This is a genomic window from Chitinophagaceae bacterium (assembly GCA_016710165.1).
Taxonomy (GTDB): Bacteria; Bacteroidota; Bacteroidia; order Chitinophagales; family Chitinophagaceae; genus Ferruginibacter.
This window is the reverse complement of the sequence record JADJLJ010000001.1, coordinates 528,320-553,331: the sequence shown is the minus strand read 5'-3', so window position 1 is coordinate 553,331 and position 25,012 is coordinate 528,320. Positions and strand designations below refer to the sequence as shown.

At 45.9% G+C, this 25,012-nt stretch carries 21 protein-coding genes; 6 read left to right on the top strand and 15 right to left on the bottom strand.

Annotation, left to right across the window (positions count from 1 at the left end; all coding sequences use genetic code 11):
- Nucleotides 1–74: 74 nt before the first annotated feature.
- The 4 genes from IPJ02_02470 to IPJ02_02455 all read right to left on the bottom strand — a co-directional run bounded on the left by IPJ02_02470 (nt 75) and on the right by IPJ02_02455 (nt 6,364).
- Nucleotides 75–1,526 carry a M56 family metallopeptidase gene (locus tag IPJ02_02470; protein ID MBK7374457.1) on the bottom strand — a complete coding sequence of 484 codons (1,452 nt, stop codon included), beginning with the start codon at nt 1,524–1,526 and terminating at the stop codon, nt 75–77.
- 35 nt (nt 1,527–1,561) lie between these two features.
- On the bottom strand, nt 1,562–1,948 hold the full coding sequence (locus IPJ02_02465) for a BlaI/MecI/CopY family transcriptional regulator (protein ID MBK7374456.1): 387 nt from the start codon (nt 1,946–1,948) through the stop codon (nt 1,562–1,564).
- A 384-nt stretch (nt 1,949–2,332) separates the two neighbouring features.
- On the bottom strand, nt 2,333–4,750 hold the full coding sequence (locus tag IPJ02_02460; GenBank protein MBK7374455.1) for a sodium-translocating pyrophosphatase: 2,418 nt from the start codon (nt 4,748–4,750) through the stop codon (nt 2,333–2,335).
- Nucleotides 4,751–4,864: 114 nt separating this feature from the next.
- Nucleotides 4,865–6,364: an NAD(P)H-hydrate dehydratase gene (locus IPJ02_02455; protein MBK7374454.1), complete on the bottom strand. Its 1,500-nt coding sequence runs from the start codon at nt 6,362–6,364 to the stop codon at nt 4,865–4,867.
- Between the two features lie 495 nt (nt 6,365–6,859).
- Between IPJ02_02455 and IPJ02_02450 the strand changes: the two genes are divergently transcribed.
- Entirely contained in the window at nt 6,860–7,777 is a 918-nt protein-coding gene (locus IPJ02_02450; protein ID MBK7374453.1) for an FG-GAP repeat protein, read from the top strand.
- Nucleotides 7,774–10,905: an FG-GAP repeat protein gene (locus IPJ02_02445; GenBank protein MBK7374452.1), complete on the top strand. Its 3,132-nt coding sequence runs from the start codon at nt 7,774–7,776 to the stop codon at nt 10,903–10,905. The genes IPJ02_02450 and IPJ02_02445 overlap by 4 nt, the downstream gene beginning before the upstream one ends.
- Nucleotides 10,906–11,070: 165 nt before the next feature.
- On the opposite strand, the gene IPJ02_02440 is transcribed toward IPJ02_02445, so the two are convergent.
- From IPJ02_02440 to nusB, 5 genes are all read right to left on the bottom strand, one after another.
- Complete coding sequence (locus IPJ02_02440) at nt 11,071–11,430, bottom strand: cupin domain-containing protein (protein MBK7374451.1); 360 nt, start codon at nt 11,428–11,430, stop codon at nt 11,071–11,073.
- Between the two features lie 105 nt (nt 11,431–11,535).
- Nucleotides 11,536–12,132: a dephospho-CoA kinase gene (locus IPJ02_02435; protein MBK7374450.1), complete on the bottom strand. Its 597-nt coding sequence runs from the start codon at nt 12,130–12,132 to the stop codon at nt 11,536–11,538.
- A gap of 246 nt (nt 12,133–12,378) precedes the next feature.
- Entirely contained in the window at nt 12,379–12,702 is a 324-nt protein-coding gene (gene yajC / locus IPJ02_02430; GenBank protein ID MBK7374449.1) for a preprotein translocase subunit YajC, read from the bottom strand.
- Nucleotides 12,703–12,758: 56 nt separating this feature from the next.
- Nucleotides 12,759–13,196, bottom strand: coding sequence for a DUF1573 domain-containing protein (locus IPJ02_02425; GenBank protein MBK7374448.1), 438 nt, complete (start codon nt 13,194–13,196; stop codon nt 12,759–12,761).
- Nucleotides 13,197–13,219: 23 nt separating this feature from the next.
- A complete protein-coding gene (gene nusB / locus IPJ02_02420) occupies nt 13,220–14,152 on the bottom strand; it encodes a transcription antitermination factor NusB (GenBank protein MBK7374447.1) in 933 nt (310 codons plus the stop codon).
- 3,042 nt (nt 14,153–17,194) lie between these two features.
- Here nusB and IPJ02_02415 point away from each other — a divergent pair.
- From IPJ02_02415 to IPJ02_02400, 4 genes are all read left to right on the top strand, one after another.
- A complete protein-coding gene (locus IPJ02_02415; GenBank protein MBK7374446.1) occupies nt 17,195–17,347 on the top strand; it encodes a T9SS type A sorting domain-containing protein in 153 nt (50 codons plus the stop codon).
- Nucleotides 17,348–17,575: 228 nt separating this feature from the next.
- Nucleotides 17,576–17,881, top strand: a complete 306-nt coding sequence (locus IPJ02_02410; GenBank protein ID MBK7374445.1) for a co-chaperone GroES — start codon at nt 17,576–17,578, stop codon at nt 17,879–17,881.
- 125 nt (nt 17,882–18,006) lie between these two features.
- A complete protein-coding gene (groL, locus tag IPJ02_02405) occupies nt 18,007–19,644 on the top strand; it encodes a chaperonin GroEL (GenBank protein MBK7374444.1) in 1,638 nt (545 codons plus the stop codon).
- A gap of 361 nt (nt 19,645–20,005) precedes the next feature.
- Nucleotides 20,006–20,719, top strand: a complete 714-nt coding sequence (locus tag IPJ02_02400) for a CPBP family intramembrane metalloprotease (GenBank protein ID MBK7374443.1) — start codon at nt 20,006–20,008, stop codon at nt 20,717–20,719.
- A 33-nt stretch (nt 20,720–20,752) separates the two neighbouring features.
- Here IPJ02_02400 and IPJ02_02395 read toward each other — a convergent pair whose 3' ends face one another.
- From IPJ02_02395 to IPJ02_02370, 6 genes are all read right to left on the bottom strand, one after another.
- Nucleotides 20,753–21,061 carry a cyclase gene (locus tag IPJ02_02395; GenBank protein ID MBK7374442.1) on the bottom strand — a complete coding sequence of 103 codons (309 nt, stop codon included), beginning with the start codon at nt 21,059–21,061 and terminating at the stop codon, nt 20,753–20,755.
- A complete protein-coding gene (locus IPJ02_02390; GenBank protein MBK7374441.1) occupies nt 21,043–21,480 on the bottom strand; it encodes a hypothetical protein in 438 nt (145 codons plus the stop codon). The genes IPJ02_02395 and IPJ02_02390 overlap by 19 nt, the downstream gene beginning before the upstream one ends.
- Before the next feature lie 167 nt (nt 21,481–21,647).
- Nucleotides 21,648–22,676 (bottom strand): hypothetical protein, encoded by a 1,029-nt coding sequence (locus IPJ02_02385; protein MBK7374440.1) that lies wholly within the window; start codon nt 22,674–22,676, stop codon nt 21,648–21,650.
- A gap of 50 nt (nt 22,677–22,726) precedes the next feature.
- Nucleotides 22,727–23,137, bottom strand: coding sequence for an SET domain-containing protein-lysine N-methyltransferase (locus IPJ02_02380; GenBank protein ID MBK7374439.1), 411 nt, complete (start codon nt 23,135–23,137; stop codon nt 22,727–22,729).
- Nucleotides 23,134–23,808 (bottom strand): lysoplasmalogenase, encoded by a 675-nt coding sequence (locus IPJ02_02375; protein ID MBK7374438.1) that lies wholly within the window; start codon nt 23,806–23,808, stop codon nt 23,134–23,136. The genes IPJ02_02380 and IPJ02_02375 overlap by 4 nt, the downstream gene beginning before the upstream one ends.
- A gap of 22 nt (nt 23,809–23,830) precedes the next feature.
- Complete coding sequence (locus tag IPJ02_02370) at nt 23,831–24,742, bottom strand: hypothetical protein (GenBank protein ID MBK7374437.1); 912 nt, start codon at nt 24,740–24,742, stop codon at nt 23,831–23,833.
- Nucleotides 24,743–25,012 lie beyond the last annotated feature (270 nt).

The window sequence follows — 25,012 nt, the reverse complement described above, 5'->3', positions numbered from 1 at the left end:
GATCTGCCTTACAATAAAAAAGAAAGCCGTGGTTTTTAACTACGGCTTCTTCATTAATTTATTTTCCCTACTTATTATTGTTGTGCAGGTAATATCCTTTTCATCTTGCCGCCGCTGCTGTCCATCTTTTTGATAAGCGAATCTTCGGGGATCTCTTTGGCCGAAATATTCCATTCGGGCTCCAGGATCCATTCCCCGTTCTCAAAACGCAGGCTGTACGTTCTCATGGAGGCTGTTTTATCAGCGCCTGAACTTTCTTCTGTAATGATTATATGCTTGGAGCCGTCATTATCCGTTACTGAAACGGGTATAATAAGATCCTGTGCGGCCTGCTTTGTAACCAATGCCTCTGTTTCTTTTTGAATGGACCGGGTGAGTGATTCATTTTCTTTTATCCTTTTCTCAATAGCCGGCTTTTGCTTTTCCGTTTCGTTCATCAACGCCTGCAGATCACCGGCAGCGATAACGGGGTTATTTGTATATTCAGTGCCTGCCAGTTCCATGCTGTTGAACGGCAGGTAGGTAACCGTATTGAATGACGGATTGTCTTCCGGGGTATTGCCTGACCGGAATAATACAGCTGATGAAAAGAAGATCAGCAGCAGCAAACCCGTTATCGGCGTGATGATGTTAAAGCGCATGGACCGGTTAAAATCCACTTCCCGGGAAAAAAACCGGATGCGTTCAAGCAAATGTTCTTTCCGGTTTACCGCTGCCAGCTGAAACACAGGTACCCCTTGCCTGATCCTTTCTGCCTGCAACAGGGTTTCGGCATAAAGTACAGGTGAATATTCAAAAGCCATCACATTCATATCACAGTTCTTTTCCCTTTCCATCCGTATCCGGTTACACAGTCCTGTAATAATGGGGTTGTAAAAGAAGAGGGTATTTACAAATATCAAAAGCCAGTTGAAGAGGTAGTCGTTTGTGCGGATATGTGTCAGCTCATGCAGGATAAGCGTTTCCGCCTGTTGTATGCTGATGTTGCTGACCAGGGCAACCGGCAATAAAATGACCGGTTTAAAGAATCCAAAAGTGACCGGTGTATTGATCGTTGTGCTGAACCAGAGTTTTACTTTCTTCTTAATGCCAAACTGCTGCGCTCTCATTTCGGTGAAAAGTTTCAGATCAACTGTTGGCCGTTGCAGCCCGGAGTGATACCGTTGTTTGAAACTGAACCATGAATAAATGGACCTTACCAGTTTATACACGGTCACCAGCAGGTAGAGGCTGAAGATCCAGGGGGTAAGTAATTTCATATTCCCGGTACCGGCCAATGCCGTGATCCTGTTTGTGATCTCCGAAAAAGTACCGTAACTGCTGTTGCCGGTATAGTAGATGAAAAAGCTGATCACAAACAGCAATAACTGTGAAAGAAGAATGCCAAACAGGAAATTTCTTTTTGCAAGCGGGGAATTATTCCGCAGCAGTACTTTATCTGCAACCAGGTACAAGAGCATCAGCAGTGCAGCCTGCCAGAGACTGTGCAACATTGCCATGCAGAAACTGTAAGAAAACTGGGCCATAACCGGAAGCAGTTTTATCGTTTAGGTGTTTAAACTTATTTCTCTTTTTTGAGCTGGTTTATCAGTTGCTGGATCTTTTCCAGCTCTTCGGCACTGGCATCATGTCCTCCCAAAGCCTGCATTACCAGGTCGGAAGATGATCCTGAAAACAGGGTGTCGATCATTTTGTTCAGGAACTGTTTCTGGGTCTTTTCACGGCTTACAGCAGGCTGGTAAATATGTGTTTTGCTGCTGTCGTCCCTGGTAACCAGGCCTTTCTCAAACATGATCTGCATGAGTTTGAGGGTAGTGGTATACCCCGAATCCTTTGTTTTTGACAATTCTTCGTGCACCGTACGCACCGTGGCTGCCTTTTCATTCCACAATACCTGGAGTATCTCCAGTTCGCTTTCGGTGGGCTTTGTATTCTTGATCAATGTCATAGTACGAGTATTTTCGTAAGGCAATGTACGAATTTACTTGTAATTACCAAATCCGCTTGTGTAATTTTTAGGGGGAATTAACTTTTGAAGCAGGATGCGGGAAGCAGGAAGCAGGATACAGGATACAGGATACAAGATGCAGGATACAGGATGCTGGATACTGTATCCTGAATATTGAATATTGAATACTGAATACTGAATACTGAATACTGAATACTGAATACTGAATACTGAATACTGAATACTGAATACTGAATACTGAATATAATCTTCAAAGATACCTTCAAATTACTGAGTGCATCCTGCATCTTGTATCCCGGATCATTCTTAAAATGAAAAACCCTGCTGTTTTACAGCAGGGCTCCATTAATCATGTTGTTGAACTTACTTTCTGGTGTTTTTGATATTCAGCTCAGCACCACCCAGCGCATCGATCAATGCCTTGTATTTGGCAGTAACTTCTTCTGTTTGTTCTTTATCATTCAGGGTTAATTTGCCTTTTGATAAGGAAAGGGAAAAATTATCTTTCTCGATCAGCTTATCAGCTGCCAGGGCATCAACCAATTTATCAGCCGGCATTGCATCTGCAGTAACCGTCATTGTTTGAGTACTGTCTCCTTTTACAATGGAAACTTCCCTGATCACCTGGGTCCTGTTATCATGCGATGCAGTTTTATCATTCATACCAGCCAGGGTAGGGGCAATGACCAGGCTCACTATACTCATTAATTTGATCAGGATGTTCATGGACGGGCCTGATGTATCTTTAAAGGGATCGCCCACGGTATCGCCCGTTACAGACGCTTTGTGCGGCTCTGATTTTTTATAGTACATCTGGCCATTTATTTCCACCCCTTTTTCAAAAGATTTTTTTGCATTATCCCATGCACCACCGGCGTTGTTCTGGAACATTCCCATCAATACACCACTGACAGTAGCGCCTGCAAGAAAACCGCCCAATGCTTCTGCACCCAGGCCCGGCATAAACCCAATGATCAGGGGAGAAATGATCGCAATAGCGCCGGGCAACATCATCTTTTTGATAGAAGCCTGAGTAGAGATGGCCACACATTTATCGTATTCAGGTTTTCCTGTTCCTTCCATGATACCCGGGATCGTGCGGAACTGGCGGCGGACTTCTTCCACCATTGCCATGGCTGCTTCACCCACTGCACGTATAGCAAGGGAGGAAAATATGAAAGGGATCATTCCACCCACAAATAAGCAGGCAAGAACATTTGCTTTATAAATATCAATACCGCTGATACCTGCCACGCCTACAAAGGCCGCAAACAATGCCAGCGCTGTAAGAGCAGCCGAAGCAATGGCAAATCCTTTACCACTTGCTGCTGTTGTATTTCCTACGGCATCCAGTACGTCGGTCTTTTCACGAACATCAGCCGGTAATTCGCTCATCTCAGCAATACCACCTGCATTATCTGCAATAGGCCCGAATGCATCAATGGCCAGTTGCATGGCCGTAGTTGCCATCATACCTGCGGCTGCAATTGCCACACCGTATAAACCGGCACATTCATACGAGCCCCAGATACCGCCTGCCAATACCAATATCGGCAGGAAAGTAGATTCCATGCCGATGGCTAAACCGCCGATCACATTGGTGGCGTGACCGGTAGAAGACTGGCGGATGATACTCAACACCGGGCGCTTGCCCATGGCTGTATAATATTCAGTGATAACACTCATTAATGCACCTACTAATAAACCAACACCAATTGCACCCAATACACCCCATTTGGTGAATGGAACTCCACGTAAGCTCATTTGTTCGGGAAGTAACCAGTATACCAATCCTGCAGCGGCAAAGGCCGTTAAGATCATGGAGCCCCAGTTACCCATGTTCAGCGCTTTCTGGACGGAGTTTGTATTGATCCCTGCGCTATCGCTGATACGGACAAACAAGGTACCAGCGATCGAAAATAAAATACCTACACCGGCGATAAGCATTGGCAGAACAATAGGAGAGAACCCACCCAGTACATCCGTGCCAACTACTACGGTCTGCTGACCAAGAACAATGGTGGCCAGCACGGTTGCTACGTATGAACCGAACAGATCGGCACCCATGCCTGCAACGTCTCCCACATTATCACCCACATTATCTGCAATGGTTGCAGGATTACGGGGATCATCTTCCGGGATACCTGCTTCTACTTTACCAACAAGATCGGCACCTACGTCGGCAGCCTTGGTGTAAATGCCACCACCCACACGGGCAAATAAAGCGATGGATTCGGCGCCCAATGAAAAACCGGTCAATATTTCTATGGTTTGCAGCATTTCTTTGTCGCCCATTGCTGCGTGCGGAGCAAAGATCTGTTTCAATACAATGTATAATCCACCCAGTCCAAGTACGGCCAGGCCTGCAACACCAACACCCATTACGGCACCGCCTGTAAAGGATACATTCAGTGCTTTGCTGAGGCTGGTACGTGCTGCCTGTGCTGTGCGTACGTTTGCTTTGGTAGCTGCCTTCATCCCGATATAACCTGCGGTAGCGCTCAGTACTGCACCAATTACAAATGCCACGGCTATACTCCAATGGGAGTGAGGGTTTGCCTGCGCCATTACGGCTAACAGGATGCCTACGATCACAACAAAATAGCCTAAAACCTTCCATTCAGCTTTCAGGAAAGCCATTGCACCTTCTGCAATGTAATTGCTGATCTCTTGCATACGGGGGGTGCCTGCATCCTGTTTGGATACCCACATGAATTTTACAAATGTGTACAACAGGCCTAAAACACCCATTGCCGGAACCAGGTAAATCAAATTGTCCATAAGTATAGTTGTTCTGAATTTTGGACGGCAAAAATAGGGTAAAAGGGGCAAAAACACACAGAATAGGTGGTTTTATTGCAATGAATTACAGCGGGAAAGCAGTTTCCGGGCAGGTTATCCTTTTAGCTGGTCAAATGCGCTTCCCAGGCAATCGGGTATATCCCCAGCGATCATCGCCTCCTGGCCATATTTTTCTGCTGCGATATCTCCTGCCAGCCCATGCAGGTAAACGCCAAATAATGCGGCATTATGAGGATAATAACCCTGCGCCAGCAATCCGGTAAGTATTCCTGTAAGTACATCGCCGCTGCCGGCAGTGGCCATACCCGGGTTACCCGTGCTGTTGAAATAACCTTTTCCAACAGGAGTACTTATAAAACTGTTGTGGCCTTTCAGGATTATATAGATATTATGCTCTTTAGATTTTTGCAATGCCAGTTTCAGCCGGTCAAAATCATTTTCTGTTTTACCAAACAGCTTTTCAAATTCTTTGGGGTGTGGGGTGATGATGGACAATGGCGGAATCGAATTCAGCAAGGGCTTGTTTTCTGCGATCACATTCAGTGCATCCGCATCGATCACGATGGGTTTGTTCAGTTTTTGAAAAACTTCTTTCAGTAAATTGGCGTGGGTGGGATGTATCCCAATACCAGGGCCAATACCAACGGCATTGTATTTATCAATGCCGGGCGCCGACAAAAGATATTTTTCATCTTCCACCATGCACATGGCTTCCGGCACTGCTGTTTGCAGGATATCATACCCGCATTCAGGAATAATAACGGTGAGTTTGCCAACCCCGCTTCTCAAACAGGCTTTGGCGCTTAATACAGCTGCACCCATCATTCCATAAGAACCGCATAACAGGGCGGCATGGCCGAATGTGCCTTTGTGGGCGAATTTCTTTCTTGGTTTGTAAATGGACTGAACCATCGGTTTATCCACCCATTCAAAAACAGCGGGCTCTGTGTTTTCAAAATCATTGTGCAGGCCGATATGCAGCAGGTGCACTTCACCGCAATGGTCTTCATTCTCCGGTAACAGAAAAGCCAGCTTAAGATTTTGAAAGGAGAGGGTGATGGTGGCGTTGATAACGGCATTGCCTTTTGAACTTTTGTCGGCAAACAAACCCGATGGCAGGTCGATGGAAACGATGCTGGCATTACTGCGATTGATATGCTCCACCAGTTCCTTGCTTATTCCTTCCGGTGGTTTATTCAGGCCGGTGCCAAAGAGGGCATCAATAACAATGTCTGTATTATTTATTGCGGGAAAAAATTCTGCGGATTGTATAAAGTGAATATCGGTGCTTACCCCGTGCAGCCTTTCCAGGTTTGTCTGGAAATCATCCGTACCCGATTTGCCAAATTCAAGGATATAGACCGTTACGTTGCAATGATGTTCCAGCAGCATCCGGGCGATGGCCAGTCCATCGCCGCCATTATTGCCCTTGCCGCAGAAGATGCGGAAATGAAACAGCCCAAAATTTTTCCCGATCAGCCATTTGCAGCAGGCGCTGGCAGCCCGTTCCATCAGGTTGATGGAGGCAACGGGCTCATGGGCGATGGTATAGGCATCCCATTTTTTTATCTGCCCGGCGGAAAAGATTTTCATGTATTAAAGTTACGAAACTAAAGAGTTTTATTGCACAATTTGTCCGCTGAGTACGAGAGGTACAGCTCTTCTTAAAAATAACTTTTACTTTTGTAAGTAATTGTTTATCTTAGGAACAGTTTTTTTCCATTATCCTCAGATTACTTTCTTCATCGTACAAACAGGGCGCCATGCAGTATAGATTTTTACTGGCAGGTGTTTTACTACTTGCGGCTATTCCCGTTTCTGACAGTTGTTTATTGCCTGCAGTGGAACTGTATCCCCAAGGCATTTTTTCATTTTGACAGGCAAACAACTCCTTTTGGGGAAAAGGGCAAGCCAACAGATATATCATCCGATACGGCCGCTTTAAAGCAAAGCAACTGGTATGCCCAGGCAATGAAGGGTATTGAGGAAATGGAATACGAAATCAAATATGATGAAGCTACCAAAACCTATGCATCTCCCAACCGCAGAAACAACCTGCGTTCTTTTTATACACCCAACACATTTACATTGGCGCCACGAAACGTCAGCGCCGGTAAGTGGAGGCTGGAACTAAAAACACTCGGTGTTTTTGTCAATAATAAGCAGGTATATTCACCTTCAAACGATGCCATTGTTTCTCTTAACCAAAAGACGGTTCAGTTCAACCATAACAATGATTTTAAGAGTGAATATATCAATACTTCCGAAGGTATACGGCAAAACTTCATCATCAACAAAGAACCGGTAATTCAAAATTCAAAAGGTAAAATTCAAAAGGATGAACCTCAAACCTTAAACCTTAAACTTCAAACCTCTCCCGGCTGGTTTATTAATAAGGTTCATGATAAAGAAATCCATTTCGCCAAAGCAACCCGGAACGGGCATGATAAAAAAATTACCTATAATGGTTTAAAGGTTTGGGATGCTAATAATAAAGAGCTGGCTGCAAGGTTTGCGGTAAATAAAAAGCATGATGGTTTTGAAATTGAAGTGAATGCTAAAGATGCAGCCTATCCAATTACCATTGACCCTTTAAGCACAACAGCATCAACACAATTAGAAATTAATCAAACAAACGCCTTTTTGGGTTATTCAGTAGCTTCTGCTGGAGATGTGAATGGGGATGGCTACAGCGATGTGATTGTAGGGGCATATTTATATTCCAATCCGGTACCGCCATTTCAACCCGGCGCAGCTTTTATTTTTCATGGTTCGGCTACCGGGATTAGTACCACAGTACAGGCATACCTGAAATGTGATCAAACCACTCAATCTAATTTCGGTATATCAGTTGCATCGGCAGGGGATGTAAATAAGGATGGTTACAGTGATGTTATTGTAGGGCCGACAATTATACAAATGGTCAGAGTCAGGAAGGAGCCGCTTTTGTCTTTCATGGTTCTTCAACCGGTATTAATACTGCCATTCAGGCGCAATTGGAAATGAATCAGTCGTTAGCAGCCATGGGCAGATCAGTGGCATCCGCAGGTGATGTAAATGGGGATGGTTATAGTGATATAATAATAGGAGCAGTTGGTTTTGATAATGGCCAGAGTGATGAAGGCGCTGCTTTTGTTTATCATGGCAGTGCTGCAGGTATTATTCCTGCCGTACAAACGGTGTTGGAAAGCAATAATGCTGGTGATGATATGGGCACTTCTGTTGCCTGTGCAGGCGATGTGAATGGCGATGGTTATAGTGATGCCATTGTTGGAGTATGGTCATATGACAATGGACAAGCTAATGAAGGGGCCGCATTCATATTCCATGGTAGTGCCACAGGCATTACTACTGTTATACAAACAATTTTAGAGAGTAATAATGTTTTTGCTCATATGGGTCAATCCGTTGCATCCGCAGGCGATGTAAATGGAGATGGTTATAGTGATGTAATTGCTGGTGCTGATTATTACAGCAACGGGCAAAGTAATGAAGGCTCTGTATTTATTTTTCACGGCTCAGTTACTGGAATTATCACAACTATACAAACTCAGATAGAATTGAATCAGGCTGATGCAAGATTAGGAAAGTCAGTAGCATGTGCAGGCGATGTGAATGGCGATGGTTACAGCGATGTGATTGTGGGAGCCTTTCAATATGACAACGGACAATCGAATGAAGGGGCCGCATTTGTTTATTTTGGAAGCGCTACCGGGATTACGAATATTATACAAGCGCAATTAGAAAGTAACCAAATAGACGCTCAGTTTGGAAATTCTGTGGCTTCTGCTGGCGACGTGAATGGTGACGGGTATAGCGATGTGATTGTTGGTGCACCCAACTATGACAATGGCAATCCTAACGAGGGTGCCGCTTTTGTTTACCACGGCAACCCAAGTGGGCTTAGTATAACTTTGCAGGCACAATTAGAAAATAATCAAATCTCACAAACAGGATATTCTGTGGCGTCCGCAGGAGATGTAAATGCTGATGGATATAGTGATGTAATTGTAGGAGCCCGCTATTTTACTAACGGGCAAACAAATGAAGGTGTAGCTTTTGTGTATCATGGTAGCGCTACTGGCTTAAATAGTACTATACAATCAACCCTGGAAATTAATGTGGCAAATGCATTTTTTGGATCAAGTGTTGCATCTGCCGGGGATGTAAATGGAGATGGCTACAGTGATGTGATTGTCTCAGCACCCCAAGCTACTCCGGGAGGGTGTGCCGCCTATGTTTTTCATGGCAGTGCTGCTGGTGTGGTCAATGCAGTTCAAACTCAGCTAACAAATGTATTTGGTTCATGGATAATTAACCTTGACGTGGCATCAGCGGGAGATGTAAATGGGGATGGTTACAGTGATGTGATTCTGGGTGAGTTTTATTTTACTAACGGGCAAAGCCAGGAAGGAGGCGCTTTTGTTTACCATGGCAGCGCTACTGGTATTACTACTACTATTCAGACCCAATTAGAAATTAACCAGGCCGGTGCTCATTTTGGACTTAGTGTAGCAGGTGCTGGTGATGTAAATGGCGATGGATTTGGTGATGTGATTGTTGGAGCAAATTGGTTTGACAATGGACAATCTGACGAAGGCGCAGCCTTTGTATACCATGGTAGCGCTGCTGGTATTTCTACTACGGTAAAAGCCCAATTAGAGGGTAATCAGGTTTTGGCTCAAATGGGTCAATGTGTAAGTTCAGCCGGCGATGTGAACGGGGATGGTTATAGCGATGTTATTGTAGGGGCAATTAATTTAGGAGCTGTCTTTATCTTTCATGGCAGCACTACCGGTATAAATACAACTAGGCAAGCTCAATTAGAAAATGGTCAAAGTTCCACCCAAATGGGTATTTCTGTGGCTTCGGCAGGAGATGTGAATGGAGACGGATATAGCGATGTTATTGTCGGAGCAAACTTTTTTGTAAATGGACAAACAGATGAGGGAGCCGCCTTTTTATTCCACGGCAGTCCTGCAGGCATCGGAACAACCATTCAAACACAATTGGAAGGGAATCTAAACTATGCTAATATGGGCTATTCAGTAGCGGGGGCAGGAGATGTAAATGGGGATGGATATAGCGATGTCATTGTGGGAGCATATCTTTATAACAACGACCTGGGGGGACAGGGCACCACTTTTGTATTTCCCGGTAATAATGGAGGGGGCAAAAGAAATAATCTCCGGTTATATAATACCGATTTAGTTACACCCATTCAACATTTTAATATTACTGAACCCAATTTATTTGGAACAGGATTATATACAAAAGCGCCCTTAGGCAGGGTAAAAGGCAGACTGGTTTGGGAGGTAAAGAAGCAAGGTGTACCCTTCAGTGGTAGCCCCATTACCAACAGCACGGCCTTTTTGGATAAACAGTCATCGTTTTCAGACCTTGGCATTGCTGGTGTTGAACTGAAAAGCAATGTGCAGAAAGTGGGCAGCAGAAACAATAAGGTCCGGACAAGGGTGGAATACGATAAGGCAACGGCCATCACTGGCCAGGTGTACGGCCCCTGGCGCTACCCGGCCGGGTATACCATGGGCGCTTATGGTATGAACTCGGTGCCATTGCCCATCACACTTATTTCATTCAATGGACAGTTCATCAATGCAGCTGATGTGCAGTTGAAATGGATCACAAGCAACGAAGTGAACATGCAGACCTTCATTGTGGAAAGAAGTACGGACGGAATAAACTTTACCGAAGCCGGAGATTTGGCAGCAAAAGGTATTGGAAGCAGCCGGGCTGATTACTCATTCATGGATAAAAATGTACAGCACGAACTGCTCTACTATCGGTTGAAATTGAAAGAAATAAGCGGAGATCTGTCTTATACTAAAACGATCACACTCAGCAGAAGTAAAATAGTAAGATCCTTTATTGCACCTAACCCGGTGATGGCTGGTGCAGATGCCGGGTTGAATATTCATGCTTCAGCAAATAACATCAGTGTGGCGATAAGTATTTACAATATGCAGGGCCAGCTTGTGCTTAACGTGAACAGAATATTGCAAAACGGGCGTAACCAGGTTCTGCTTTCAACTAAGGACCTTGCAAGAGGAATGTATGTAGTGAGTCTGTCGGGAGATGGAGCGAAGGAGAGCTACCGGCTGGTGATTCAGTAAAAAACTGAACAGTTTTGCTGAGTTTAAAACTCAGGACCAGGGCATCCCGGTCAGAGACCGGGACGAGGCAGAGGGTGAATGTTGAACCTGCCTACCGGCAGGCAGGCAAGGAACGGGATCACTTCAACATTCGTCATTCCTTGTTCCTTGTTCGTTATTCATTTACTATATCCTTTCCAGCTTCGTCCTTGTCAGTTCATTCTCCACTTCGCCGGTATTGACCGTGCCTGCCGGTTCAAATAAGAGAATATGCACTTCTTCCTCAGCCACGGGCCGGTGTTCAACACCCCTGGGTACAATAAAGAATTCTCCTTCATGGATGGTAACGGTCTTATCCCGAAGTTCCATATTGAATGTACCTTTTACAACCAGGAATAATTCATCCTCTTGTTCATGACTGTGCCATACAAATTCTCCTTTTAATTTTACCGCTTTCACATGCTGTCCATTCAGTTCACCAATGATGCGGGGATTGCAGTAATCGCTGATCAGGCTGAATTTTTCAGCCAGGTTTACCTTTTCCATCTTACTTGTTTTTAGATCTCACCCCAAGAGCTATCGCTCGTTCCTTTGCAAGGAACTCCAAAGGAGAAGGGCCGGTACCCTTAAGTTTTGAAGGTCTTTTTAAAATCATTTATCTTTCTTTTCCAATAATAATAATTTTTCATGTAGTTCCAGCACCTGTGGCAGCAGCAGTTGCTGTTCATCATTCACCAGTACGAACCTGCAAAGCCTCATCTTGATGGATTCGTCCATTTGCTTATCCATTCTTGCCATCACTTCTTCCCGGGTGATCCCGTCACGGAGCATGGTACGTTGTATGCGCAACGGGGCAGGGGCAGTAACGCCGATCACATGGTCAAGATGTTCCTGGGCGCCGCTTTCAAAAATGAGCGCTGCTTCTTTTATGCAATAAGGCATTGTTTGGCTTTGCATCCAGCGTTCTGCATCGGCAATGGTGGCAGGATGCGTGAGGGCATTCAGCTGGTTCAGTTTTTCAGGCGCATTAAAGACGATCTCTGCCAGCAGTTTCCGGTTCAGTTTCCCATCTGTATAAACAGCTTCGCCAAACTGCTGCCGTATCTTTTCTTTCAGTTCTTCATCTTCGTTCATCATCCTTTTAGCAGCATCATCGGCATAGTAAACCGGCACACCCAGTACTTCAAATACCCGGGCTACTGTACTTTTACCACTGCCGATGCCGCCTGTGAGGCCTATACGAAGCATATTGTTAATCTGTTAATTGGTTATCTGTTATCCGTTAATCTGTTAGTTGGTTATCTGTTATCCGTTAATCTGTTAGTTGGGTATCTGTTATCCGTTAATCCGTTAATTGGTTAATCCGTTAATTGGTTGATCCAGTATCCTGCATCCCGTATCCGGTATCCGGTATCCGGTATCCGGTATCCGGTATCAAAAAATCCGGAACCGAAGTTAAACTTCAATTCCGGAAAAGATGTATTAATCTGCGGCCTATTTCTTTTCTTCAGCAGCCGGCTTGTTAATATTGGCCGTCCATTCCATACTGATGGCGCTGCGTTCTATTTTGATGTAGCTGCCGGGACTGGTTTCCAGTACCAGGGTGGTACCATCGTCGTTGATCTTGTTCACGGTGCCGTGAATGCCGGCAATGGTCACTATCTTATCGCCCTTTTGCAGGTTGTTGATGAATTCTTTTTGCTTCTTTGCTTTTTTAGCCTGCGGCCTGATCATGAACAGCCAGAATACCAGGATCATCAATCCCATCATGATAATGGTGCTCATACTGCTTCCTTTCCCGCTCGGATCCGGTGTCATCAGTAAAATACTTAATAGTTGCATGTTGTTTGTTTATTTGATTTAAAAGTTATTTTTTATTTCATCTTGCCCAGCACGTCGCCGCTAAGCTGCAGTTCGGGGAAACCGGGGTTTGCATTGGAAGTTACGGTAATGGTCTTATGTGCCTGCCCAACCCTTCCCTTGCTGTCGAAGACCACTTTAATAAAACCTGTTTCACCGGGCAGGATCGGTTTTTCGGGTTTTTGGGGTACTGTGCAACCGCAACTGGCAGTAGCATTGATAATGACCAGTGGTTTGGTCCCGGTGTTTTTGAACCGGTAACTGTATTCCACTTTTTCCCCGTCGGTAACCGTGCCAAAATTATAGGAAGAGTCAATGATCTGAACCGTGGTGGAATCCTTCAGCGCCTGTTCGGTAAGTTTTGCGCTGTCGTCGGCGATCTTGTCCTTGCGGCGAAAATCACAGGACAGCAGGATCAGCCCGCAACATATGACCAGTAAGATTTTTTTCATCTCCGTTTTATTGCAAATGTATTTTATAAAGTACTGTTTTTAAAACTCTTCTTTTGTATTTTATCCTGGGCGGTGAGTTCCTTGTGTATGTTATCCAGCAGCCCGTTCACAAACTGCCCGCTTTGCACCGTACTGTATTCTTTGGCAAGGTCTATGTATTCGTTGATGGTGACCTTGGTGGGGATGGTTTCAAAGAATAAGAATTCGCACACGCCCATCTGCAGTATGATAAGGTCCAGTGCAGCGATCCGGTCGGCATCCCAGTTCTTGAGCTTGGGCTTAATCAGCTCCATGCTCAGGTCTTTTTTATCCAGCACGGTCTGCAGCAGCCCTTTGGCAAATTCCCATTTATCGGCACTGAGCATTTCCGTGATGTTATAATGCGGCGGTTTCTGCAGGTAATTAAGCACCAGCTGGTTCATCATCTCTGCATCATCATCCCAGTTTATGAAATGTTCCTCCACGTGACTGATGAAATCTTCGTTGGGGAGCATCAGGTTGGTGAAGATGAATTCCAGTATCTCCTTTTCCGGCTTCTTATCCCGGCTCTGCTGCTCTATGTATCCGGCATATTCGGGGGAGGCCACCAGTTGCTGGTATATCTTCTTAAGCAGTTCGGCATCTACGATATTACCGGGCTTCAGTTCCGTCACCGCTTTTTTGTAAGAGGGTTCTTCGAGGATCTTCCACAGCAGTTCGTTGCCGGCGATCTTGGTATTTACGTTCAGGTCCTGCGCTGTAGGCAGGTGTTTGGAAGCTTTCTGGCGGGCATCGGTCTCGGAATAGCGGGCCACTTCCGTGATAAAATAAAGAAGGTAGGTAAAAAGCTGGCGGCTCTGTTCAATTTTTTTGGTGAGGATGGCAACCTCTTCTCCGGGTTTCACTTCTCCGTTCATGCTGTCGATGCTGTACAGGGTCTGCATCACTTTTACCCGGATATTTCTTCTGCTGATCATGATCAAGAACTGGTTTAAAGCAGCGAAGATAAGTGAAATTTGAAGAGAATAAAATGTGACAATCTTTTGGCCCTGCCTGTTGCTGTTGATGGCTTTTTTTCTTAATTTGATTGATATTCCTTTCGTTCACCTAATACACCCAGCTATGAAAATTCATTTTTACAGAACTGAATTTAAAATAATGGTCCTGGTATTACCAGTCATGCTGTTATTGGCTTCCTGCCAGAACAATACAAAAGATATAGCCAATAGTAACCAAAACGTAAACCTGGAAAATGCATACACCGACTATGAAGGGGCGATGCTGTATGAATTCAATATGGTAAAGAACCCGGTCACCGGCACAATTCCTGAAGGTATTTATGAAGCCGAACGGGAACAGGCAAGGGCGATATTGGCCAACCAACAGTTAAATGGGATCATAGCCCTTAATACATACAGCTTCCAGGGGCCTGAGAACCTGGGGGGGCGTACCCGGACCATTGCCTATGACGTAAGGTATAATGGTACCTCCAACCAGGTTATCCTGGCAGGCGGAGTTAGCGGGGGTGTTTATAAATCAACCGATAACGGCGCTACATGGGTACGGAAAAGCCCTACAGGCGAGCATTTCAGTTGTACCAGCCTGGCCCAGGATACCCGTGTTGGTTTCCAGGACACCTGGTATTATGGGGTGGGTGAAGCATCGGGTAATTCTGCGGGGGCCAGCGGCGCTTTTTATTCGGGTAATGGCGTATATAAATCCACCGATAATGGTGAAACATGGACCAGGCTTGCCAGTTCCAATACGTCTGCATTGGAAACATTTTCGGTGGCCCAGGATTTCATAAATAAAGTAATCGTGGATCCTACAGACGGCAATGTTTATATAGCCTGTCCTGCTACAATAAGGCGTTCTGTGGACGGGGGAACTACCTGGACAACCGTTTTATCGGGAACCCTGGCATCATCGGGGCAGTTCACAGATATTGCGGTTACAAGTACCGGCAGGTTGTATGCTGCATTTGGCGGAACAAACTCTGCCACGGTTGATGGGGTTTGGGCATCTCCTCCCGGACCAACATCCGGAGATGTTGGGGCCTGGACGCAGATCGCCGGTGCCGGTGCCGGGGGATCACCGGCAGGATGGAATGCAGAAGGGGCTTATGGCAGGGTGGTGCTGGGTATTGCTCCCAGCAGCGAAAACCTGGTTTATGCACTTTATTATACTACTGGTAGTCCTGGATGCCCGGGTGCAGCGGTTGAGGCAGAATTATTCCGCTGGGATGACATAGGCGGAACATGGACCAACCTTTCAGCCACATTACCCAATGATGCCGGCTGCCTTGCCGGTAATGATCCCTTTGCGGTGCAGGGAGGGTACGACCTGGTGGTGGCAGTAAAACCAGATGCTTCGGGTACTGTTTTTATTGGCGGTACCAATGCCTACAGGTCAACCGATGCCGGGCTTACCTGGACAAGGATCGGGGGATATGCAAGTTCGGCCAATTATGCGTTGTATTCGGCTTCTCACCCGGATATCCATTCGTTTACTTTTCAACCCGGAAGCCCTTTGATCATGCTTTGCGGCAATGATGGCGGTATTCAACGTACTACTGATGTTACTGCAGGCACGGTGGTATGGACACAAATCAATATCGGTTACCGCACCTATCAATATTATTATGTGGATGTTGATCCCCGGCTGGGCAATACAAAGGTCATTGGCGGCGCCCAGGACAACGGCTCAACAAGAAATATTGGCGGCACAGGAACGAGTTATGAAATGGCATGGGGTGGCGATGGAGTGTCGGTGGGGCTTACAGACCTGATCTCCGGAACTCAATATGAATATGTAGGATCACAATCCGGGTTTATCAACCGGAGGGCATCCACAACTGCCATTGGATCCGTGGATGCTGCCATCACGCCGACCGGGGAAACTAATTCAGGATTATTTGTTACCCTTTTCAAACTTGACCCCGATAATACGCAGCGATTGTACTATGCCAACGACAATGCATTGTACCGGACCACTTCTGCTTCTACGGTAACATCCGGTACGTGGACCTCCATGACAGGCATAGCTACTGCTGTTGGAGCTGCCAACGACATTACGGCAATAGCGCTTACCAGGGGTACTTATAGTGCATCTACCTCCAGCCTGTTCTTTGGCACATCAAACGGACGGGTTTTCAGGCTTGATGACCCCACGGGTGTAGCCGCTGGTACGGCCCCGGTTGATATTACCGGCGGATCATTCCCGGCAGGTAATATCAGTAGTATTGCTGTGAATCCGCGTAATGATGATACGGTTCTGGTTACGTTATCAAATTATAGTATTACAGGAAATGTATGGTGGACGGGCAATGCCAACGCTGCTGTACCAACCTGGACCAATGTGGAAGGAACCCTTACTTTGCCTTCATTCAGAAGTTCCATAATACATGCTGCACCCAATTTGCCGGCGGAATATTATGTCGGCACTTCCGTTGGGCTATACATGGCAGGAAGTTCATTTCCCGGTACGCCGGGCTGGACACAGGAAGCGGCCTCCGAGATAGGGAATGCGGTAGTGACCAGTATGGCTTTACGTACGTCTGACGGCAAACTGTTGGTTGGTACGCATGGCTATGCTATGTGGTCAACTTTTTTGAGTTTAGGTGTAGTACCCATAACGCTTACAGAATTCAAAGGAACACTCCAGGGCAAAAATGCTTTATTGCAATGGAGCACTTCTGCAGAATTAAACAGCAAACAGTTTGAACTGCAGAAATCATTGGACGGGATCGGTTTCAGGAAAATCGCCACCCTGCCTGCAGCAGGCTACAGTTCGGAACAGCGGCAGTATAGTTACCTGGACAGGGAGCCCTTGACAGAAAAGAATTATTACAGGCTGCGGAGTGTTGATATGGACGGCCAGGCCAGGCTCAGTAATATTGTACTCATTAAGCCACCGGGCCTGCAGCAGGATATGCTGGTAATGGGCAACCCGTTCAGGAATGACATCCGGTACGGTTTGTACGGGTACCCGATACCGGCGGAGAATTGCGATTGCTTGATATGTCGGGCCGGCTTATGGCGGTACAGAAATTCAATGCCGGGCAGCAGCAGGTACGGTTCATGTTACCTGCAGGAAAATTAAGCAAGGGGATCTACATCCTGGAGGCGCTGATCAATGGAAAGAAATATACCGGCAGGGTATTAAAGGAATAATGTTCTTAAACCAGTGCCATTTTTGCCAGGGCCGCCAGTATGGGTGGCCCTTTTTATTAAGATCCTGGGAAGTGAAAAATTGTCTGCTTTAATTACCCGCTACCTGACAGCAGGAAAGGAATACTGACATAAGTGCCAATTAGTTCATTTGGTACAAAAATGGCTGTACCTTTGCCACCCGTTAAAAAACGGCTGTCTTATTTTTAAACAAAATCAAACTATACATTTATGGCTAAAAAAAATGCTCATTACGAGTTGTACGATGACAGGGTGCTCGTAAAACCTGCTGCTGCAGAAACAAAAACAGCTGGTGGTATTATTATTCCTGATTCTGCTAAAGAGAAACCACAAAAAGGGACCGTTGTTGCAGTTGGACCCGGGAAATATGCAGAGCAAACAGGGAATATCATTCCTGTCAAGCAGAAGGCCGGTGACGTTGTATTATATGGAAAATATGCCGGCACAGAAATCACGTTGGAAGGAGAGGATCTCTTAATGATGCGCTCTTCTGATATTTTGATGAAGGTGGGCTGATAGTAAAACCGATCCGGGATACCGGATACAGGGTAAGGCCCTGAAATTTAAAAGAGCCATCCGGTATCATGTATCCTGCATCATGAATCAAATCTCAATTAACTAAAAACTCAAAATGATCTACTATGTCTAAAATGATATTCTTCGATATTGAAGCAAGGAATAAAATGAAGAAAGGCGTTGATACGCTGGCCAATGCCGTAAAAGTAACCCTGGGCCCCAAAGGCCGTAACGTAGTGCTGGAACGCAAATTTGGTGCACCCACTGTAACCAAGGACGGCGTTACCGTTGCCAAAGAAATTGAACTGGAAGACCCCATTGAGAACATGGGTGCCCAGATGGTAAAGGAAGTGGCTTCTAAAACAGCTGACCAGGCGGGCGATGGTACTACCACTGCTACCGTCCTTGCGCAAAGTATCATCAGCGAAGGCCTGAAAATGGTTGCTGCGGGTGCAAATCCCATGGACCTTAAAAGGGGTATCGACAAGGCGGTAAGTCTTGTTGTGGCAAGTTTGAAAGAACAAAGCCAGGCTGTTGGAAATGACAGTAAGAAGATCCAGCAGGTAGCAACGATCTCTGCCAACAACGATGAGACCATCGGTAAACTGATCGCAGAGGCCTTTGGTAAAGTGGGTAAGGAAGGTGTTATTACCGTAGAAGAAGCCAAGGGAACGGATACCACTTCTGATATCGTGGAAGGCATGCAGTTCGACCGTGGTTATATCAGTCCTTACTTTGTGACCAACAGTGAGAAGATGCAGGCTGAACTGCAGAATCCCTACATCCTGATCTATGATAAAAAGATTTCCACGATGAAGGATATACTCCCGGTTTTGGAAGCTGTTGCAAAAAGCGGCCGGCCGTTGCTGATCATTTCCGAAGACCTGGAAGGGGAGGCACTGGCAACCCTCGTTGTAAATAAACTGCGTGGCACTATTAAAGTGGCTGCCGTTAAAGCGCCGGGCTTTGGTGACCGCCGGAAAGAAATGCTTACCGATATTGCGATCCTTACCGGGGGTGATGTGATCAGCGAAGAACTGGGTAACAAATTAGAAGACGTTCAGTTGAACGCATTGGGCCAGGCTTCATCCGTAACCATTGATAAGGATAATACGACCATAGTAGGCGGTAAAGGAGAAAAGAAAGCCATCGTTGGCCGTGTTGAACAGATCAAAGCACAGATCAAAACCACCACGTCTGATTATGATAAGGAAAAACTGCAGGAGCGGTTGGCCAAACTGGCCGGCGGAGTTGCTGTATTGTACATTGGCGCTGCCACTGAAACAGAAATGAAAGAAAAGAAAGACCGTGTTGACGATGCGCTGCATGCAACAAGGGCAGCTGTGGAAGAAGGCATTGTTCCCGGAGGCGGTGTTGCTTATATCCGTGCCGTTGCAAGCCTGGAACCAAAAGTAAAAGGACAGATCGCTGATGAGCAAACCGGTATGGCAATCGTTCGCCGTGCTTTGGAAGAGCCCATCCGTTGCCTCACTTCCAATGCAGGCATTGATGGTTCCATCGTGGTACAGAAGATCAAGGAAGGTAAAGGGGATTTTGGTTTTAATGCAAGGACCGAAGTATACGAGAACTTATTCAAGGCGGGCGTAATTGACCCGACCAAAGTAAGCCGGGTAGCTTTGGAAAATGCAGCTTCTATTGCCGGCATGCTGTTAACAACAGAATGTGTAATAGCCGATAAGCCAAAAGAAGAAGCGCCGCACAGCCATGGTGCACCGGATATGGGCGGAATGGGAGGATATTAAGCAACGTTTAAAACGTTGAACCCGTTCAAATCGTTGAAAGGGGTCGAACCTCAAAATATAAAGTCCCTCCTGCAGCAGTGCAGGAGGGGCTTTTGATGTAAATTCTTAGGGTATATTGTTTAACATTAAAATGATGAAAACCTATGAAAGTAAGTTGGAAACATTTGTATCGTTATTTCAGAAAATTACTCGGGTATAAGGTTGACGACCACTGGGATAACAACCCGTTCGTGGTCCTTTAAGAAGAGCCCTCTTGTAAAATGCAAGGGGGATCTTTTTTGTCTGGCGCCCCCGCCTGGCCATTCGTAAATATGAACCGGGCATATTTTATTATTTTCACCTGCAGTAAACCCCCGGTATCATGCTCGGCATCATCATTCAGCTTCTCGTTTCCTGGCTGCTCATCTGGCTTTTTGAGAAAAAAGGGCTGGGCGTATTGGGATTTTATCCCACCCGGAGCCGGTTGACCGGTTTTGCCCTGTTATTCATCATTACTGCCCTGTGCTGTGCCTCTGATTTTTTAATGCGGATGCTTTTTGCCAGGCAGCAATGGCAACTGAATCCAGCGCTTAGTGCTGCCCTTATCTTCAACGGTATTTGGTGGAATATTAAATCGGTTCTGTTTGAAGAGTTCATCTTCCGCGGGGCACTGATGTATATCCTGGTCAAAAAACTGGGTGCCGCAAAGGCCATCATCATCTCGGCAATTTCCTTCGGTATCTACCATTGGTTCTCGTTTGAGGTATTCGGTAACCCCGTACAGATGCTGATCGTTTTTATTACTACCGGGGTCATGGGTTTATTGTATGCCTATGCATATGCAAAGACCTTCTCGCTGTATTTCCCCATTGCCATTCACCTTGGCTGGAACCTGACAAGAAGTGTGGTCTTTTCTGAGACCATTATCGGCAACCAGTTGCTGGTGCAGGTAAAACCGGTGCCGGAGGTTTCGGTTGGTTATTTTGTTTATTTCTGCATCTTGCTCCTTCCTATGCTGAGCGCCATGCTGATCAATTTTTTCCTGTTGAGGCGGATGAAACAGGCTACCCCGGATAATAAAAAAGCTGCTGGCTAAAACCAACAGCTTTCATTGACAGATACCAAAGCCTCAATATTTTTTAACCTGGTTATAATAGAAGAAAGTTGGAGGGCCTTCCACGCCGGCTTCTTCCATTTTCTTTTTAAGTGCTTCTGATTTGGAGAAGTCATCGGCCTTTTTCATATCCGAAACAAGGAATACCATTGATACCATGTGGTTGTCACCTGCTTCATATCCGAGTGCACGGTCAGTAAGGCCGGCATTGGTTCTGTTAGGTTTGTCGGCATCAAATACTTTTTTCCATGCATCCCAGTCTTTAATCTTATGCTTTACCAGCACCCGTGTACTTGTGGAAGGGGTCATATCCAGCATCTGCATGTCGAGGAAGCTGAGTTCAGGCGCACCAACCACGCCTCCTTTTTCATCCTTGCTTTCAGGTCGGGAGAGGCGGCAAATTCTTTTGCTTTGACTGCGTCATCCATTCTTAAAACAACCATTACCATGTTGCTGTCTTTTACACCTCTTGCAATACTGAAATTATGCAGACCAAAAGACTGACGTATGGAATCGTGTGACTCATAGTCGGGCAGCCATTTTTGAAAATTCGCTACTTTGGCAATAACGGTCATTAGATTAACCGGCTTGGCTGGCGCAGCGGGTGGTTCAGGAGCTTTGGCTGAAGTGGTATCCTTTGCTTGTTCTTCTGCTTTTTTTTCTTCTCCCGGATTGCAGGAGAAAAGAAGAGCCGTCATGCTTACTCCAACAGCAAGCGGCATCAAAAACTTGAATTGCTTCATTTTTTTTACTGTTTTGATTTTGATAAAATAATAAAGGGGCGGAGTAAAAGGAAGGGGTTAGTGACCTTAAATATAAAACGAATGCCAGTGAATTCAAAATTAACAGCGCCGGGAACCAGGAATTAATGAACGGTGAGAGGATGAATGGCCACCGGATCCACTTTACTTTATGTATCCCGCTTTATTATCCGTTGGTACAGGAAATACAAAACAGTAAAAAGCAGGCTGCCCAGCAGAAAGTACAGGATAAGCCCGGAGCGGTTCTTTTCGCTGATGATGCGGTAAACATATGGCTTGTTGAGTGGCTTTTGCCAGGCATGGTAATAATGGGCAAAAAGCGGATCTTTTGTAATTTCCCAAAGCTGTTTCATCTGGCCGGTAAGCAGTATGTGGTAGGTCTTATCGGAAACAGCATGATAACGATCGTAATAACTCCAGCCGTTCCCGGCATCATAAGCCGGCAGGTTATGTTTTAAAGCGAGGATACCCTGTTGCACCACGAACCAGGCTGAATCCTTTTTGGTCAGCTGCCAGAATTTGTACACGCCTGTCAGTGCATAGATATGCCCATCCAGTATTCGCGGGGTGTGCATGTTGCTGTCTGCAAACTCTTCATACCACCAGCCCGGCGGCTCTTTGTAGGTAAACCCGCCGGACCGGATGGGTTGATAGAATCCCCTTAGCAGCAAATTGGCTGCATCCAGGTATTCCTGTTTCCTGTAACGTGCATAGGCGGCTGTAAATGCCTCGATGGCACGGCCCGATGTCATGCCCGATGTCCATGGCACAGCCACGGAATCATAAAATGGCTGTTTCCAGTTGAATTCATACAATGCATAGTTTCCCTTTATACGGATATTGCCAAGCAGCCAATTTATGCAATGGATGAACTGCTCTTCGGTGACCGGATCTTTTTTCTTTAGCAGCGATTCATAATAATCAATGGCATAATTGCCGACGATCGTGGGATTGTACTGCTTGCCGGGGTTTATTTCCTTATTGCCGGCATAATGAACATAGGGGATCCCTTTTTCATCCACAAGTGTTTTTGCATAATTGGGTATTGAATCATTTGTTAACCGGTACAGCGACTGCCTCAGTTTTTCTTCCAAGGCATCGCCCCGGAACTGGCAGATAACCGCAGCCCCTCCAAGTGAAATAACAGCCAGTAATATGTTTTTTGCTGATGGTCTCATTTCATAAATGGGCAGTTAACAGTTACTTGTTCAACATTGCCTCGCAGTCACTATCCCTCCACGATTTCTCCGTAATCAATCACCAGTTCTTCGTCCTGCCTGATGTCCCGGATGGCTTCAAAGAATTCGCCATCGTTGATGGAGATGATATTGGGGGTATCGCTGTGATTCATGAAAAGGGAAACATCCATTTTCTTGAATCCATTGGCCGGTATGAAATAATTCTCCGCATCGTAGAGGCAATAATTGCTTACCAGGAATTGCGCATGTACGGGCAGGTCTTCGATCTCCTTTTTGGCTACGGTCATCCATTCACCGGCTGCGTCGGGTTTGCCAAACATATCCCGGCAGCCTTTGGGAATATCCCGTATGGCAAATACACCGATGCCTTCAATGGGGGAGGGTTTCAGCATCACCCAGGTATTGGCTGAAAGTTCGTGGAGTAATTCCTGTTTGGTCATGATTTCTGTTCGATATATCCCCGTACAATAAGATATTGGGCCGCACAATAGGTAAGCATGATGAAAACGCCGGCGTATGCAAAGGGCTGGTAGAATTTATTTACTGCCAGTAAGGAGTCGGATACAACAAAGGATGTGGCGCCGGCCAGGTAATACCAGGCGGCTTTCCGGTTCACTTTCAAAAAAACATGCAGGCTGCAGAGCAGCATGCTGCATATGACGGCTGCATAAACCATGACCGGAAGTTTCAGGTCGCCCAGGTGTGGATACAACTGCCAGACAAGCGTGATCCCATACCCCAGAACGACCGGGATCAATACCGGTTGCTTTTTCAGCAACGAATTTTTTGCAGAACGGATCTGCAAAAAATAAATGATATAGAAAATATGGGTGGTCAAAAAACAGACCAACCCGAAGATAAAGAACAGGGCATCTCTTGATTCAAACATCAGCAGCACATCACCCATCCAGGAAAATACAAGCCCGGTCATTAAAAGACCTTTTCGTCCTGCCGGGTTTTTGGTAAAATAAAGCAACAGCAGCAAGGCGGGAATGAGCAGGGGTTTTGCAACGAAATGCAGGCGTTCTGACCCAATGAGTATGCCGGTGATGTCCATCAGGGCAAGCACCCCGAAAGCAAGCGTTATTTTTTTTTGAATGGGCTGATGCATTATCTGGGATTCACGGGGTTGGCTATTTTAATTCGATGAAGGTCCGGAAGGCATAAAATATCCTGAGTGAATCCTTTACCCTGGTGGTATCGCTGAGCGGACGGTTAAAACCTTCGGCCAGTTTATAATGAACAGAGTCGGTTGTGTACATGATCACATTGGCTTTCTTCAGTTCGTCCTTCTTTTTAAGGGCGCCGGTCCTGCTCATCACCCGGAACACCACTTTGAACGCATACCCGTCATTCGATACCGGGGGGGGAACAGCAGCAATGACAGAGTCTTTTTTTACCAGTGATGAATCAGGTATAAAGGCAACCGTTTTAGCCGTGTCGGTTTCCGGTTTCAGAACCGGTTCTTCTTTTACTGTTTCGATGGCCGCCGGTTCAGTATCCCTCATGAAAAAATACCATGCAGCCGCACCGGCAATCCCGGCAACTGCAATGATGGCTGCTATCATCAGTCCTTTTTTACTGACGGGTGATCTTTTGCTTTCGGAAGCGAATGAGATATCGTCCTCTTCAAATTTCTCTTTCAGTGCAGCAGCAGGCGCTTCTTCGGCTTTTGCCTGGATACTCTGCCCCTGCGCAAATTCATATTCGCCCTGCTGGTTTTTGAGCAATAACCCAAGTCCTTCGATCTTGAAAGGTTTTCCGATGTTCAGGAACTGTTTGCCAAGTACCAGGTATGAATCAAGGTCAGCAGCAGCCAGTGGCCGCATCTTACGTGTCTGCTCAACGATATAACTGATCAGTCCGTCATCTTCTGCTGCCCGGGAGTTGTACCGGAAAGAAATGGCATTGTCGGGAATAGCAGCATCTTTATCATTCTCCGTGGGAAACACAAAGTCGGGGGAGAGGGTAAACGTGCCGATTCCCTGCAACGTGACTTCCCGTTGTTTGTAAAAATGCTGAACCAGCAGTTGTTCTATCTTCATTGGTAGAAAGTTAAGCGTAACAAACCTACAAGATATTCGCTACATATCAAAGCGACTGCAAATTCAGGTACTGTATCAGGTTGAAAATATTGAACCACAAATCCTGTCAGGCTGTCCCGATAGCTATCGGGATGTCGAAGCTGATCGTACTGATAAATCGCCTTCGACACCCTTCGACAAGCTCAGGATGACAAAGGCTGACATTTATTTTTTCAAACTGATACACTACCCAAATTCAGGTTGAAACACAGAAGAACACGAAAGGCGGTA